Source organism: Lacinutrix salivirga, assembly GCF_053604675.1.
The window spans coordinates 47,592-62,955 of sequence record NZ_JBSHNP010000126.1 but is presented as its reverse complement, the minus strand read 5'-3'; the positions used below and the strand labels follow the sequence as shown (position 1 = coordinate 62,955).

Sequence of the window (15,364 nt, the reverse complement as noted above, 5' to 3'; positions counted from 1 at the left end):
ATGACTTGTGTAGAAACACCATTAAAAGATTGCTTTGTAATTACACCAACTGTGATTGAAGACAGCAGAGGTTATTTTTTTGAATCGTATAACAAAGAAAAATTTGATAGGCAAATAGGCAAAACCGTAAATTTTGTGCAAGACAATCAATCAAAATCCTCTAAAGGCGTACTAAGAGGTTTACACCTGCAAACAGGAGTACACGCACAAGCAAAATTGGTTAGAGTGTTACAAGGCAAAGTATTAGATGTATGTGTAGATTTAAGGAAAGGCTCAAAAACCTATGGTCAACATTTTTCAATAGAATTAGATGCTGTTAAAAAACAACAACTCTTTGTTCCTAGAGGATTTGCACATGGTTTTTTAGTGTTAGAAGACTACACTATTTTTAGTTACAAATGCGATAATTTTTATAATAAAGCTTCAGAAAGCGGAGTGATTTATAATGACAAAACACTAAATATTGATTGGAATTTTTCAGAAAAAAACATAATCCTTTCAGAAAAAGACAAGCAACTTCCTGCATTTTCAGATTTAGTATTATAGCTAACTACAAATGAGTATAAAAGTTTTAGTAACAGGTTCAAACGGACAATTAGGAAAAACACTTCAAGAACTTTTTTCTAACAATAAAGAAGCAATAGAGTTTGTTTTCTCCACAAAAGAAACACTAGACTTAACAAGCAACTCAAGCATTGCGAAAACTTTTAGCACTCATAAATTTCAATATTGTATTAACTGTGCAGCTTACACAAATGTTGAAGCTGCAGAAGATAATCCAGAATTAGCACACAAGGTAAACGCTATTGCAGTAGCAAATTTAGCCAAAGCCTGTAACGAAAATAGGACTACGCTAATCCATATCTCTACAGATTATGTGTTTGATGGCACAAAAACTAAGCCTTACACACCAGAGGATACTCCAAACCCAATAAATCAATATGGTATATCCAAACTAAAAGGTGAGCAAAATATAGCAACGCACTTAAGCAATTATTTTATAATTAGAACCTCTTGGTTGTATTCTGCCTTTGGTAAAAACTTTCTAAAAACAATTGTTAGTAAAATTAAAGAAGGTGTTGATCTTAAAATAACAACTTCAGAAAAAGGAACACCAACAAGTTGTGTAGATTTAGCTAATTTTATAGTGTATTTAATTATAAGTCAATCTCAAAATTATGGCTTATATCACTATTCTAATTTAGGACAATCCAATTGGTACGAGTTTGCTTTAGAAATTGCAAAAGCTAAAACTTTACAAAATAAAGTGAAAATTGATCCTGTTTCAAATTTTAAGACCAAAGCGAAGCGACCTGTTTATAGTGTATTATCTAAAGAAAAAACAACAAATACCTTTGCAATTGAAATTCCAAATTGGAAAGATAGTGTGAGTAGCCTACTTAAAAACTTTCTCTAAAACAATTCGCTAAATATATTCCTTACGCCAACCTTTCTAATTAAATATAAAAGCTTAGTTTTGCAGTCTTTTACAATTAATAATGAATAGTTTAGATACCGCAATAAAAGCAAGTTTAGAAGCAGGAAAAGTGATCATGCAAGTGTATGATACAGCTTTTAATGTAGAAGTTAAAGACGATAAATCGCCATTAACAGAAGCAGACAAGAAAGCTAATGATGTTATAAACTCCTACCTAGTAAATACAGAGTTCCCTATAATTAGTGAAGAAAATAAACAAACCAATTATGAGGAAAGAAAAAAATGGAAGACCTGTTGGGTTGTAGATCCAGTAGATGGCACTAAAGAGTTTATAAAACGCAATGGAGAGTTTACAGTAAACATAGCTTTGGTAGAAAACGGTAAGCCAAAACTAGGTGTTATTTATGTACCAGCAACTAAAACCATTTATTTTGCAGATGTAGATAAAAAAGAAGGGTATAAAACCCAATTAGAATCGCACGATACTGCATTAGAAGAGGTAATAAAAAAGGCAGAGCCCTTACAACCAAAACAAAATAAACAAGGTACAGTTCAGGTAGTAGGAAGTAGATCTCACATGAGCAAAGAAACTTTAGATTATGTTGAAGACTTAAAGCAAAAAGGTAAAACAGTCGAAATAGTGTCTAAAGGCAGCTCATTAAAGTTTTGCTTAGTTGCCGAAGGCAATGCAGATGTGTATCCAAGGTTTGCACCTACAATGGAATGGGATACTGCTGCAGGACAAGCAATATGCAATGCAGTTGGTGTCGAGGTTATTTCTAATCAAACCAATAAACCATTATTATATAATAAAGAAAACTTATTAAACCCTTGGTTTTTAGTCTCTAAATAATATGGGAAAACTAAAAAAATCGTCACATATAAGGAGTATTCTTAAAGGAATATCTTGGCGTGTTGTTGCCACTACAGACACTGTTTTAGTAGTGCTTTTAATCACCTGTTTATTAGGAGAATGTAGTATAGAAAGCGCAATAAAAATTGGAGCTTCAGAGTTTTTATTAAAGTTAGCAATATTTTATTTTCACGAGAGAATTTGGTTGCGTTATTTAGGAAAACAAGCAACAACAAATAAAGAAATACTTTATAAATCCATTTCGTGGAGAATTGTTGCCACTACAACGACTTTTATAATTTCAGGAATTGTATTAAATGGTTTTGACGAAGTTGCTCTTTATATTGCATTAACTGAATTAATTACAAAATTCGTATTGTACTATATACACGAAAAAATATGGTTAAAATTACCATTAGGAAAAATTAGAAACTACTTTTTAGGCAGAAAATAATTACCTACAGATGAAAGAAAATATTATTCCACATAGCTATCAAATCTCTAAAGAAGATAGGCAAAACAACAACCACCACAATTCGTTTTTAATTTGGTTTACAGGCCTTTCTGGCTCTGGTAAGTCAACAATAGCGAATGTTGTTGAGCAAGAATTATATAAAAAAGGCATTAAAACCTACACCTTAGATGGAGATAATATAAGAAAAGGGATAAATAATGATTTAACTTTTGCACCAGAAGACAGAACAGAAAATATAAGACGAATTGCAGAAATATCTAATTTAATGATTGATGCAGGACTTGTTGTTTTAGCTGCATTTGTATCACCTTACAAAAAAGACCGCGAAAACATTAGAAATATCGTTAAAGATGTTAACTTTGTCGAGGTTTTTGTAAACACTAGTGTAGAGGAATGTGAACGAAGAGATGTTAAAGGACTTTACAAAAAAGCAAGAGCTGGAGAAATAAAAAACATGACAGGAATTTCGGCACCTTACGAGGCACCAGAACATCCAGATGTTGAGATCAATACAGAAGAAAAAACAGTGGAAAAAGCAGTTCAGGAAATTATGAACTTTATAACACCAAAATTAAAATTGGAGCAATGAGTAAATACTACTTAAATTATTTAGATGAATTAGAAAGTGAAGCAATTTTTGTTTTACGTGAAGTTTGGGCACAATTTGAAAATCCAGTAATATTATTTTCTGGAGGAAAAGATTCTATTTTAGTAACACATTTAGCTAAAAAAGCGTTCCATCCTGCAAAAATACCGTTTCCATTAATGCATGTAGATACAGGACATAACTTCCCTGAAACTATACAATTTAGAGACGATATTATTAAGGATTTAGGTGTAAAACTAATTGTTGGTTCTGTACAAGATTCTATTGACGATGGTCGTGTAGCAGAAGAAAAAGGTAAAAATGCAACACGTAACGCACTACAAATTACAACACTTTTAGATGCTATTGAAGCAAATAAAATAGATTGTGCTATTGGAGGAGGACGTCGTGATGAAGAAAAAGCAAGAGCAAAGGAGCGTTTCTTTTCGCATAGAGACGATTTTGGACAATGGGATCCTAAAAACCAACGACCAGAATTATGGAATTTATTTAATGGCAGACACTTTGAAGGCGAGCACTTTAGAGCATTCCCAATAAGTAATTGGACAGAGATGGATGTTTGGAATTACATAAAAAGAGAGAATATTGCTATTCCATCTCTTTATTTTGCTCACGAGCGCGAAGTAGTTTGGAGGCAAAATACTTGGATTCCAAACTCAGAGTTTTTAGTCCTAGAAGACCATGAAGAAGTAGTAGTTAAAAAAATACGATTTAGAACTTTAGGAGATATTACAATAACAGGAGGTGATGAGTCTGAAGCAGATACATTAGAAAAAATTGCTGCAGAAGTTGCAGGAATGCGTAACACAGAACGTGGAAACAGAAGTGACGATAAGCGCTCAGAATCTGCAATGGAAGACAGAAAACGCCAAGGGTATTTCTAATAATCTAAGTAATCTCTATTAAATGTTATTTAATTCGCTTGATTTTGCGATTTTTTTTCCTATAGTTTTTTGTTTGTACTGGTTATTTTCAAAAAAGCTTATTTTAAGAAACGCACTTATTTTAATTGCTAGTTATATTTTTTATGGCTGGTGGGATCCCCGTTTTTTAATTTTAATAGTAATTAGTTCTTTTATAGATTTTTATATTGGAAAGGCACTTCAAAACACTGAGAATCAAAAAAAAAGAAAACTCTTACTTTACGGAAGTCTTGCAGTAAATTTAGGATTTTTAATTTATTTCAAATACGCAAACTTCTTTATAGAAACATTTGTTGATGCCTTCACTTTTTTTGGTAGGGCAATACAAGTTAATTCACTTAATATTATTTTACCAGTAGGTATTAGTTTTTATACTTTTCAGACATTAAGTTACACAATAGATATTTATAGAAAGCAATTAACACCTACTAAAGATTGGTTATCTTTTTTTGCATTTGTATCGTTTTTCCCCCAGCTTGTAGCTGGACCAATAGAAAGAGCTTCACATTTATTACCTCAATTTTACGAAACTCATAAATTTAAATACAGCCAAGTTAAATCTGGTCTTTTATTAATGGCTTTTGGTCTTTTTAAAAAAATGGTAATTGCAGATAGGGTTGCAGTTTATGTAAACCAAGTGTATAACAACCCTACAGATTATCATGGTTTTGAAATTATTTTAGGCACAGTACTCTTTGCGTTTCAAATATATTGTGATTTTTCTGGATATTCAGATATAGCAATTGGAGCAGCTAGGACAATGGGATTTGATTTAATGAAAAACTTTGATAGCCCATATTTTTCGAAATCAATTACAGAGTTTTGGAGAAGGTGGCACATTTCATTATCAACATGGTTTAGAGATTATGTGTTTATACCCTTAGGTGGAAGTCGTAACGGCAAATATAAAACTTATGCGAATTTATTTATTGTATTTGTTGTAAGTGGTCTTTGGCATGGTGCAGCTATGACATTTGTGATTTGGGGATTTATTCATGGAGTAATAATAGTGATAGAGAAAGCATCAGTAAATTTTAGAAAAAATGCATACGACCAACTAGGTCTAAGTAAAAACACGTTTTCAAATAGATTGTTTTTCTCATTAATTACATTTATTATAGTATGTTTTGCTTGGTTGTTTTTCAGAGCCAATTCATTAAATGACTCTATGCTATTAATTAGCAATATGTTTAACTTTAGTGTAAAAAACTCTAGTATATATGATATTGGCTGGAGTGCATTAGACTTTGATATTGCATTATTAAGTATAGTAGCATTATTAATATTCGAATATTTAAGAACTAAATTCAATTTGTATAAAGCATTTAATAACCAAAATGTGATTTTTAGGTGGGCAAGTTATGGTATTATAGTATCTATAATATTTGTATATCGATCTATAGAAGTCGGTGAGTTTATTTATTTTCAATTTTAATTTATGAATATTGCAAATCAAATAAAAAAAGGATTAAAAATTTTACTAGTAGTAATAATAGTAATTGGTACTTTAACTGTTATTTATAAATTAGATAATCCAAGTATAAGATATAAAGTAGAAGACAATAATAAATATAGTGTTGTAAATTTAGGAACCTCACATGGTAATAGCTTCATATATGGTTTCTATGGTATAAATGGAAGGCGTTTTAATAGAGGAGGAAATACTATATATTATGATTTACAAATATATAGAAGTATTAAAAAACATTTAAAAAAGGATGCTTTAGTCATTGTACCTGTATCATATTTTTCATTTGGACAAGAAGAAAATGATTGGGTTGAAGAAGATTCTTTAGACACGAATAATTTTGTTGATGAATATTATCATAGATTATTACCAACCCAAATTAAGGATTATAGCTTAGGTAAGCATTCAGACTTAGTTTCAACAACAATTAAAGAAAACATTCCTAAAATATTTTCTGCTAAAAGAGATTATAAAACAAGCAAACCTTCTTATTTTAATGCAAATGCATATCTATCTAAAAGGAATTTAGAAAAAGGTCTAAAAAAATTTAATTTTGAAGATCACGGAAAAAGAAGATCTATAAGTTTTAAAAAAAAAGCAGCTTACATAAAAGACGATAGAAATATTAAATATCTTAAAACACTAATAGAAGAAATAAAGGAAGACGGTTTTAAACCATTATTACTAATAACACCTTATCATAAAGAATATAATAAACATTTTTCTAAAGACTGGGTTAATACTAATGTTATTAGTAAAATAAAGAAATCTAATGATAAATATAATGTCCCTTTTTTAGATTACTCGCATGATCAGGAATTTGAAAATAAAGCAAGTTATTTTTTAAATACAGACCATTTAAATAAAAAAGGACGAATTATGTTCACAAAAAGAATATTCAATGATTTAAAAGAACAAAATATAACAACAGAAAATTATTTGCAACAAATTACTTTTAATGAGTTTAAAAATAAGAAGCTTACCGATAGTGTTATAATTAAAAATATTGAATTGATTAAAGACCATTCAAATTCATTTTTATTATTTCATTTTAGAGGTGATTTAGGTGCTTTTAATCAAGAAAAGTTAGGGATTCATTATTTAGATTCAACAAATAATAAGATTAAAGTACTAAATAAAAAGCTTAACAGTAAAGAAAATATAAGTAACACTTTAGTTTTTAAACTACCTTTGTCAAAATTTGAAAAAATAGAAAAAGTAGTTTTTATGTTATTTATAGCAAAAAACAGAAAAGCAGTAAGCTTATCAAATAAATTTGAATTACATATAAAATAGTTAGAAATCAGCAAAAATGTTAGACAACAATCAATTATTACGTTTTACAACTGCAGGAAGTGTAGATGACGGAAAAAGTACTCTAATAGGACGTTTATTATACGATTCAAAATCTATTTTTGAAGACCAATTAGAAGCCATTACAAACACTAGTAAAAAGAAAGGTCATGAAGGTGTAGATTTAGCGTTATTTACAGATGGTTTAAGAGACGAGCGTGAGCAAGGTATTACAATAGACGTTGCTTACAGATACTTTACAACACCAAAACGTAAGTTTATAATAGCAGATACACCAGGACACATCCAATACACACGTAATATGGTAACAGGAGCTTCTACAGCAAATGTGGCAACCATATTAATAGATGCAAGACATGGTGTGATAGAACAAACAAAAAGACACGCTTTTATAGCTTCATTATTACAAATACCACATATTATTGTTTGTGTAAACAAAATGGACTTGGTAGATTATTCTGAAGACGTTTACAATAAAATTATTAGACAATTTGAAGACATTTCTTCAAAAATGCTAGTAACAGATGTACGATTTATACCAATGAGTGCATTAAATGGAGACAACGTGGTTAACAAATCGGAAAACATGCCTTGGTACCAAGGAGCGCCAATGTTACATACATTAGAAACCATGCATATTAGTAGCGATATTAATAAAGTAGATGCACGTTTCCCTGTACAAACTGTATTAAGACCTCAACGAGAAGGTTTTATAGACTACAGAGGCTATGCAGGACGAGTAGCAAGTGGAATTTTTAGAAAAGGAGATGAGGTTACTGTAATGCCATCAGGATTTACTTCAAAAATTAAAACAATAGATACTTTAGATGGAGAACTAGACGAAGCCTACGCTCCAATGTCTATTTCCATAACCTTAGAGGATGATATTGATATTAGTCGAGGAGACATGATTGTGCGCTCTAACAACAAGCCAGAAGCCTCTCAAGACATTGAAATTATGCTATGTTGGTTACACAATAATCCTGCAAAACCAAGAGCGAAATACACTATAAAACATACTTCTAACGATCAAAAAGCGATGATTAAAGAAGTAATATATAAATATAATATCAATACTTTAGAGCGTATTAACGATGATAAAACGCTTGGTATGAATGATATTTGTAAAGTAAAAATTCGTACAACAAAACCGCTAATGGTAGATGCATATAGAGAAAATAGAACCACAGGAAGTATAATTCTTGTGGACGATGCTACAAACGAAACCGTTGCAGCAGGAATGATAGTTTAATTAAATAAAAACAGTTATAAAATGAAGAAAATAGTATTAGCATTATTTTGCATTGCTTTAGTTGTAGGATGTAAACAAGAAGAAGCAAAAAAAGAAGTAACTCCAGTACAACAAAAAGTAAAAGAACCAAGTAAATTAGTAATTACAATCGATAGTAAAACAGACACTAAAGATAATATTCAGTGCGTGTTTTCTAAAATTGAATTAAATACTAACAACCAAAAAGGGGCTTACGTCATTACTGAAAGCATAATGCCTAACGAAACATTTAGTGTGTCAAAGTTTGAAATGTTTGGCGACTATGTTACAGGTAATGTACAGTTAAGACTAGGAAACTCTCCTAAAAAACTAACTGTAAACAAAATGGTTTTTAAATATGAAGACAAAGAAATTATTGTTAATGGAAATGATGTAAAAAGATATTTCGCAGCTAACAAGTATGTTAAAATAGAAAACGACAGTAATATTGTTGAAACTATTAGTATAGGAGGTAAACACTCTCCAACACTTACTTTAAGACAAGGTTTTATTAATAGACTATTTAGCTTAAAGTAAAAACGATTAATTTAATTTCAATATTTTGTTATTAGAAAACAAGCTCATTAATAAAAAACGAACTAAGTTTAATATCCTTATCGTTTTATTAATGAGTTTTTCTTTTTTTTTACCAATAAACCAAAGAATATCAACCCTATTAATGTTGGTATTAACCGTAACAAGCCTTTATTATTATAAAGATTTTTCCTATAAAACTTTTAAGGTTTTTATTCCCTTTTATTTACTATACCTACTCTATGCAATAGGTTATTATAGAGATAATTTTGAAATAGTTAATTTAATGTTTGAGAGAAAGGCTATTGTATTAGCATTGCCTTTAGTTTTTTCAATAACAAGTATTGATACAATAAACTACAAGTTAATATTAAAGTACTTTGTTTATGGCTGTATTGTAGCCTATTTACTCTCATTAATAATAGGCTTTTATAATTCTTTTAGCTTTAACCCACTATCTTTTGATACCACATTAGCCTCACATAAATCAAACGAGCTTGTAAACCCTAATGCCTCACCATTACTTACAAACAACTTTTTGAGTGTTAATTTTACTTTAGACATGAATCCAACAGCTTTAGCTATGTATTTTTCTATGTCTTTGGCAATACTATATACTGTTAAAGAGCTGTTTACAAAAAAGCAAAAGTATTTATTTTCTGTTTTATTGATTTTGGGAGTATTACAATTAGCATCAGTATTAGGAATATTAATGTTGATTTTTGTTGTGTTTTCATTAATAAAACCAAGCTTAAAAAAGCCAATGATTATAACTGTAGTTTCTGGTTTTATTCTTTTTCTTGGAGTAGTAAGCCAAAAAGAAAAACAATCCTATTTTGATAGTGAAAAATTAGAGAAAATAGACTCCAGAGTTTTAATATGGCATACCGCTTTAAACTCTATAGACTCTAGTAATTTTTTCTTTGGTAATGGAGTAAAAAATGCACAAAAATTACTTGATAAAAATTATCCAAAAGAGGGAGAATTTGGTTTTGCTGCTCAAATAAAAAAGTTAGATTCTCACAATATGTATCTTCAATTTATTTTAGAAATTGGAGTGGTAGGTTTAATTGTTTATTTAATTTCAATTTTTGTCTTCTTTAAGCAAATTAAAACAATGAATAATTTTAGTAAAAATCTATCAATTATATTTATAGGTTTAATATTGTTTTTTAATATTACAGAATGTGCTTTTAATATTTACATAGGAATATCTTTTTTTACCTTTTTTTATGTTTTGGCAGTTGCCTATAAACATCATGAACAGAGTCTATCACAATGAGTCTAAAGCTAAACATTAATACTATTTTTGATAAAAGCATATACTTTTTAGTATTCTGTGGACTTTTGTTGCCTTGGTTTAGTATTGGGAGTTTAGGAAGTAGTTTTGAAGTTCGATTTTTTCATATAGCAATAGTGTTATTAATAGTAAAATTCACACTAAACCCTAAAATAAAAATCATTCCTACATCTACTTACTTTACGTTTTTTATCTTTTTATCTTTTACTATTTTTTTTATATCCATTTTTTGGTCAGTAAACAAGTCTTATGGTATAACACTTTTTGTAAAAAACTTTATTTATTTTGTGTTTTTCATATTAATAAGTGATTTTTTTTTAAGAGATATTGATAATTTTAAAAGGCGTATTATTAAATACGCAAAACTATCTATTTATATCTTTGTTTTTTATAATGTGCTAGTTACTATTGCGCTAGGAGAAGATATTTTTTTTAAAACAATATTTGGTGTTTTTAGTGAAAATGCTAATAAAATTAACTATCGCTATTTTTTTAGATTAGTAAATTTTAGAATTTTAGATTTTGACTTTTTAGTTTGGGGAGATGATGGTTTCCATGTACCTTCTTTTAGAAATATTTTTGGAGTTTCTATAATCATTGTATATTCTATATTAGATACTATAAAGAATCCTAGTAGATGGGAAAAATCACTTAAAGTTTTTCTTATAGTTTTAATATTTATTTCACAGTCAAGGAGTACAATGATAATTTTTCTTATTATTTTCTCTATAAAATATTTAGTAAATAAAAAAAGTAAAAAACTATTTTTAGTCCTTCTTTTTTCACCTTTAGTATTGTTAGTTGCATTGTTGTTTTTCGATTTTGGTGTGTTTCAACGTTTTACAGAATTCTCTGAAGATGCTCGAGTATATATGTTTATAAATACATTTAACGAAATATTTTCAAACCCTATTTTAGGCAAAGGTTTTGGCGCTTTAATTGAAACAAATGGTAAAATAAATCATGTCCACAACTTTGTTATTGCAGCATGGTATTCTTCAGGAATTTTAGGACTACTATTTTCGTTAATAGTTGTTTTAGAATTGGGTCTAAAATTTTACAACAAAATAAAATTTAAAAGTAAAAATTTTAAATATTATTTTATTTACGGATTTCCTTTGTTAGTAATTATAAGGATGATGGTTGGTGGAAACAATGGTCTTCCAAGCTTTCATGATTGGTTTGCTTTAAGCATTTTTTACACAAGTTTGTATATTTTTAATACTAATAATTCATCTACTTTAAAGAGTAAAGATAATAATGAGTAGAAAAAAGAAACTTTTTAGTGGATTAAATTTTGCTTATAAAAATGTTGGCAGTCTTTTGATTGTTAAAGCAAGTGGAATAGTAATAAATTACATTGCTTTACTTTTAATACTTCGCTTTTTTGGAGCATATGGTAATGGTGAGATTGCAAATTTTGTGGCCCAGTCAAAAGCACTAATGATCTTTTTTGTTTTCGGATTAGATATCATATTGGTAAAAAAGCTTAATGACAATAACAAAAGCATGCAGTCTTTTGTTGATATTGGCAAAACTCTACTCTTAAATTTTGTTTTAGGCCTATTAATTTTTATTGTTATAAACCAATTTGCTTCTATTGGGTATTCCTTTTTAGTTGGTGGCATACTCTTTGCCTTATGGAGGTTTACAAGTCATTTTTACAGAGGAAGAAATAAAATGATTGCATATGGCTTTTTTGAATTTGTATTGTTTCAAACCACAGTTTTAATTTCAATAGTTTTAACTCAATACTTTAATTTTAATTTTATAAACAGTATTTTATATGTAAATGTTGTATTCGCAGTAGTATTTTTCTCTTATTTTTTTATTAAAAACAACGTTATTTTTAAAGCAAACCTTTTTTTAAAAGTAGAAAGTTTAAAAAAGATTTATTTAGAAGCTTATCATTTCCTTTTATCTAATTCTATAATTATTATTTCTACCTCTGTTTTATATTATATAATTAAAACGAATTACTCAACAGAAACATTAGGTTTTTACGATGGAGTACTAAAATTCTCGCTCGTTATTGCTTTGCCATTAATAGCTACTAACGGAAGAGTAATGTATATGACATCTAAGTTATTTAACAATAATGCAATAGATGATCTTAGAAAATATATAGGGAAGATTACAAAAATGTTAGTGATTATGAGTACTTTTGCAGCGTTATTTGTGACTATTGTATTTATAATATATAGTAAATATTTTAACGTAGATTTTCAATCTTATTGGGTTTTATTTGCACTTTTGGTTTGTGCGCAGTTAGTAAATAATTGGTCTGGACCAGTAGGAATAGTATTGCAGTTAACAAATAATGAAAAAATATATAATGCATTAACTCTTATCACATCTCTGTATTTAGTGTTGTCAACATTAATAATAGCTAAAACGTTGAGTATTAATTTTGTTGCACTTAATTATTTAGTATATATGTTATTTCAAAACGTTGCTTCACTATTAATTGTAAAGAAAAAATTAGGTATAAATCCATACAAACTTTAATTGAAAGATACTTATCTCATATTGTCAGGCACAAGCAAAGCAGCTACAACATCTGTTTTTAATTACTTAGCAGATCATCCTAATGTATGTGAATCTAGTATTAAGCAAACAAATTATTTTTTAGATTCCGAAACGCAATCTACATTAGGTTTGTATTCTACTTATCAATACAGTAACGACATGGTTAATTATAAAAATTACTTTTCCTGTCAAGAATCACAACCTTTTAAGCTGGAAGCGACACCAGATTACATGTACTACAACGAAAGTGCTAATAGATTAAAAGCATTTACAAAAGCACATAAAACGAAGCTAATTTTTATTTTAAGAGACCCAGTATCAAGATTTAAGTCATGGTATAGTTTTGGTAAGCAACAAGGAGATTTACCAGAATCTACTAGTTTTAGTGATTTTTACACACAATCCAAAAATTATAAAGGCAATTCTAGCCCAAGCTTAATGGCTTATCAAACAGGGTTTTATTCTAAGTATCTAATTAAATTTTTTCGAGATTTCGATTCAGAAAACATAGAGGTTTTCTTTTACGAAGAATTAATAGAAAACCCATCAAACTTTATCATTAACTTTAGTAAAAGAGTGGGTTTAGATTCAACATTTTATAATCACTATGATTTTAAGCATTACAATAAAACAGTAAAAACAAGATCTAAAAGTATAAATGTAATTTATAACGCATTAAGATCTTTTTATATTAAGTACCTTTTTAAAGGTAAAGTTGGAGTAAAATTTGGACAAGTACTTAAAAGTATCTTTAGTCCATTATACAAAAAGTTAAACACTCAAAAACTCACACCAAAATCAATAGACGATACTGTTATAATGCAATTAGAAGCAGATTATAAACAAGAGAAACAAGAGATATTAAAACTCATAGGTAAAACACCTTGGATATAGTAATATGAACTACACTACAACATATAAAGACGTCTTAAAATGGAGAGGAGGAGCAACAAAAAGAACAATAAGGCATTTAGTCCTAAACCTACTTTCTATAAGCACTAAGGTAGATAAAAACTTTAAAGGTATTCAGTTTTTATATTTTCATTATATCTATGATGACGAAATTGAAAATGCAGAAAAAATAATTAGTTGGATAGCAAATAATTTTAAAGTTATTAGTTATACAGAAGCTACAGAAAGAATTAAAAACAATACTATAGATGATTATTATATTTGTTTTAGTAGTGACGATGGTTTAAAGAGTAATTTAGTAGCTTCGCAAATATTCAAAAAGCATAATATAAGTTGTTGCTTTTTTATAAACCCAGAAACAATCTCTAATAGAGAGGTAAGCTTTCATAATATGGTATGTACCGAAAGGTTGGGAGTTCCATTAACCGAAATTTTAACTTGGGAAGATGTAAATACCTTAATAGAAGAAGGACACGAAATAGGAAATCACTCCTTAGATCATAAAGTGCAAGGAGATTTAACACCAGAAGAGTTTAAACAAGATTTTGATAAAAGCACAAAAGCCCTCAATAATAAATTAGAAAATAAGATTAAGCATTATGCTTTTCCAAGAGGTCATTTTAAGTATTTTAAAAAAGCATATTTAAATACAGTATATGAGTTAGGGTATAGTACTTGCGCTACAGCTGTTAGAGGTTGCCATATAAATCAAAAAACAAATACAATAGATAAAAACATTGCTATTAGAAGAGACGTGGTTGTTTTTAAAGAGCCACTCAGATTCGTTAAATATTTTTTAAGAAAAGCACAAAAGAAAGCACATGTTGATAATACATACTGGGAAAAAACAACAAACTAACTCAAAGCATCTTTAATCCCTTTTTTCAATCCGTAAGGAAAAACAAAACCAGTATTAATTAATTTAGTATTAGAATAGTATTTATTCCCAATATTATTTTTACCAAATTTTAAAAAACGAAGTAAATACGGTAAAAACACTGGTGCATTTATAGTAGCCACCTTTTTACCTGTAGCAATTGCCTCTATTTTTTTAAACGTATTATTTTTTAAATCATCATTTAAATTGTAAACCTGTTTAGTTATATTTTTTTTATTTAAAAAATAAACACAAGCATAAGCAACATCCTTAACATAAATATAGTTAGCAATTTCGTTACCTTTTATAGCGCGTTTTATTTTGCCAAAAAAGCTATTTTTAAAATTTAAATGATTTTTACCAAAAACATTAGTAGGCCTTAAAATAACAGAAGTACATGCTTTTAAATTAAAATTCTTTAAAAAGTAAAGCTCACCTTCAAACTTGGTTTTTTCGTAAAAATTTATGGGATTACAATCGGTTTCTTCTGTTATAATATTTTTTGGAGTTAAGCCAACAACACCAACACTACTTACGTAACAAAAATAACTAATTGTACTCTGGTTAGCCACATTACAAATATTTATAGAGCCTTTAACATTTATAGCTTCCATCAAAGAGACATCCTTCTTTTCTCCAGCAGCATGTATAACACCAAAACAACCAGATAAATGCATTTTTAAAGCTTTAGTATCTAAAAGATCTCCTTTAACATAAGTAACACGCTCACTATTTTTTAACTTTGAAGTATTTCGTGTTAAAACACGAACATAATAATCTTCGCTAATTAAATATTTAATTATTTCTTTACCAAGAAAACCTGTACCACCAGTTAAGAGTATTATTTTTTTAGACATAAATAAA

16 protein-coding genes are annotated in these 15,364 nt (G+C 28.6%); 15 read left to right on the top strand and 1 reads right to left on the bottom strand.

The annotated features are described in order from the left end of the window. The 15 genes from rfbC (at window position 1) to ACVC5O_RS11280 (ending at window position 14,482) form a co-directional block, all read left to right on the top strand. Entirely contained in the window at window positions 1–546 is a 546-nt protein-coding gene (gene rfbC, locus ACVC5O_RS11350; protein WP_452221598.1) for a dTDP-4-dehydrorhamnose 3,5-epimerase, read from the top strand. A gap of 10 nt (window positions 547–556) precedes the next feature. Then, a complete protein-coding gene (rfbD, locus tag ACVC5O_RS11345) occupies window positions 557–1,417 on the top strand; it encodes a dTDP-4-dehydrorhamnose reductase (protein ID WP_452221597.1) in 861 nt (286 codons plus the stop codon). An 82-nt stretch (window positions 1,418–1,499) separates the two neighbouring features. Beyond that, window positions 1,500–2,291 carry a 3'(2'),5'-bisphosphate nucleotidase CysQ gene (gene cysQ, locus ACVC5O_RS11340; protein WP_452221596.1) on the top strand — a complete coding sequence of 264 codons (792 nt, stop codon included), beginning with the start codon at window positions 1,500–1,502 and terminating at the stop codon, window positions 2,289–2,291. A 1-nt stretch (window position 2,292) separates the two neighbouring features. Further along, window positions 2,293–2,745 carry a DUF2061 domain-containing protein gene (locus ACVC5O_RS11335; protein WP_452221595.1) on the top strand — a complete coding sequence of 151 codons (453 nt, stop codon included), beginning with the start codon at window positions 2,293–2,295 and terminating at the stop codon, window positions 2,743–2,745. 10 nt (window positions 2,746–2,755) lie between these two features. Then, window positions 2,756–3,355: an adenylyl-sulfate kinase gene (cysC, locus tag ACVC5O_RS11330; RefSeq protein ID WP_452221594.1), complete on the top strand. Its 600-nt coding sequence runs from the start codon at window positions 2,756–2,758 to the stop codon at window positions 3,353–3,355. After that, window positions 3,352–4,257 carry a sulfate adenylyltransferase subunit CysD gene (cysD, locus tag ACVC5O_RS11325; RefSeq protein ID WP_452221593.1) on the top strand — a complete coding sequence of 302 codons (906 nt, stop codon included), beginning with the start codon at window positions 3,352–3,354 and terminating at the stop codon, window positions 4,255–4,257. The genes cysC and cysD overlap by 4 nt, the downstream gene beginning before the upstream one ends. A gap of 73 nt (window positions 4,258–4,330) precedes the next feature. Next, a complete protein-coding gene (locus ACVC5O_RS11320; protein ID WP_452221592.1) occupies window positions 4,331–5,731 on the top strand; it encodes an MBOAT family O-acyltransferase in 1,401 nt (466 codons plus the stop codon). Between the two features lie 3 nt (window positions 5,732–5,734). Beyond that, a complete protein-coding gene (locus tag ACVC5O_RS11315) occupies window positions 5,735–7,060 on the top strand; it encodes a hypothetical protein (RefSeq protein ID WP_452221591.1) in 1,326 nt (441 codons plus the stop codon). A gap of 16 nt (window positions 7,061–7,076) precedes the next feature. After that, window positions 7,077–8,330 carry a sulfate adenylyltransferase subunit CysN gene (gene cysN, locus ACVC5O_RS11310; RefSeq protein WP_452221590.1) on the top strand — a complete coding sequence of 418 codons (1,254 nt, stop codon included), beginning with the start codon at window positions 7,077–7,079 and terminating at the stop codon, window positions 8,328–8,330. Window positions 8,331–8,351: 21 nt separating this feature from the next. Continuing rightward, on the top strand, window positions 8,352–8,885 hold the full coding sequence (locus tag ACVC5O_RS11305; RefSeq protein ID WP_452221589.1) for a hypothetical protein: 534 nt from the start codon (window positions 8,352–8,354) through the stop codon (window positions 8,883–8,885). Window positions 8,886–9,027: 142 nt separating this feature from the next. Further along, window positions 9,028–10,164 carry an O-antigen ligase family protein gene (locus ACVC5O_RS11300; protein ID WP_452221588.1) on the top strand — a complete coding sequence of 379 codons (1,137 nt, stop codon included), beginning with the start codon at window positions 9,028–9,030 and terminating at the stop codon, window positions 10,162–10,164. Continuing rightward, complete coding sequence (locus ACVC5O_RS11295; protein ID WP_452221587.1) at window positions 10,161–11,450, top strand: O-antigen ligase family protein; 1,290 nt, start codon at window positions 10,161–10,163, stop codon at window positions 11,448–11,450. Before ACVC5O_RS11300 ends, ACVC5O_RS11295 begins: the two co-directional genes overlap by 4 nt. Further along, window positions 11,443–12,690, top strand: a complete 1,248-nt coding sequence (locus ACVC5O_RS11290) for a lipopolysaccharide biosynthesis protein (RefSeq protein ID WP_452221586.1) — start codon at window positions 11,443–11,445, stop codon at window positions 12,688–12,690. The genes ACVC5O_RS11295 and ACVC5O_RS11290 overlap by 8 nt, the downstream gene beginning before the upstream one ends. Continuing rightward, the gene (locus tag ACVC5O_RS11285; RefSeq protein WP_452221585.1) at window positions 12,691–13,605 is read left to right on the top strand and encodes a sulfotransferase domain-containing protein; all 915 of its coding nucleotides are present in this window, start codon (window positions 12,691–12,693) and stop codon (window positions 13,603–13,605) included. Window positions 13,606–13,609: 4 nt separating this feature from the next. Further along, complete coding sequence (locus ACVC5O_RS11280) at window positions 13,610–14,482, top strand: polysaccharide deacetylase family protein (protein WP_452221584.1); 873 nt, start codon at window positions 13,610–13,612, stop codon at window positions 14,480–14,482. Here the strand turns inward: ACVC5O_RS11280 and ACVC5O_RS11275 are convergent. Further along, on the bottom strand, window positions 14,479–15,357 hold the full coding sequence (locus tag ACVC5O_RS11275) for an NAD-dependent epimerase/dehydratase family protein (protein WP_452221583.1): 879 nt from the start codon (window positions 15,355–15,357) through the stop codon (window positions 14,479–14,481). The two genes, ACVC5O_RS11280 and ACVC5O_RS11275, sit on opposite strands and share 4 nt — an antisense overlap. Between the last annotated feature and the right edge of the window lie 7 nt (window positions 15,358–15,364).

Bases quoted from the DNA above. Each gene is read 5' to 3' on its own strand.
- cysQ (WP_452221596.1), top strand. From the start codon at position 1,500: ATGAATAGTTTAGATACCGCAATAAAAGCAAGTTTAGAAGCAGGAAAA.
- cysN (WP_452221590.1), top strand. From the start codon at position 7,077: ATGTTAGACAACAATCAATTATTACGTTTTACAACTGCAGGAAGTGTA.
- ACVC5O_RS11290 (WP_452221586.1), top strand. From the start codon at position 11,443: ATGAGTAGAAAAAAGAAACTTTTTAGTGGATTAAATTTTGCTTATAAA.
- ACVC5O_RS11275 (WP_452221583.1), bottom strand. From the start codon at position 15,357: ATGTCTAAAAAAATAATACTCTTAACTGGTGGTACAGGTTTTCTTGGT.
- ACVC5O_RS11305 (WP_452221589.1), top strand. From the start codon at position 8,352: ATGAAGAAAATAGTATTAGCATTATTTTGCATTGCTTTAGTTGTAGGA.
- ACVC5O_RS11315 (WP_452221591.1), top strand. From the start codon at position 5,735: ATGAATATTGCAAATCAAATAAAAAAAGGATTAAAAATTTTACTAGTA.
- rfbC (WP_452221598.1), top strand. From the start codon at position 1: ATGACTTGTGTAGAAACACCATTAAAAGATTGCTTTGTAATTACACCA.
- ACVC5O_RS11295 (WP_452221587.1), top strand. From the start codon at position 10,161: ATGAGTCTAAAGCTAAACATTAATACTATTTTTGATAAAAGCATATAC.
- rfbD (WP_452221597.1), top strand. From the start codon at position 557: ATGAGTATAAAAGTTTTAGTAACAGGTTCAAACGGACAATTAGGAAAA.
- ACVC5O_RS11335 (WP_452221595.1), top strand. From the start codon at position 2,293: ATGGGAAAACTAAAAAAATCGTCACATATAAGGAGTATTCTTAAAGGA.
- cysC (WP_452221594.1), top strand. From the start codon at position 2,756: ATGAAAGAAAATATTATTCCACATAGCTATCAAATCTCTAAAGAAGAT.
- cysD (WP_452221593.1), top strand. From the start codon at position 3,352: ATGAGTAAATACTACTTAAATTATTTAGATGAATTAGAAAGTGAAGCA.
- ACVC5O_RS11300 (WP_452221588.1), top strand. From the start codon at position 9,028: ATGTTGGTATTAACCGTAACAAGCCTTTATTATTATAAAGATTTTTCC.
- ACVC5O_RS11280 (WP_452221584.1), top strand. From the start codon at position 13,610: ATGAACTACACTACAACATATAAAGACGTCTTAAAATGGAGAGGAGGA.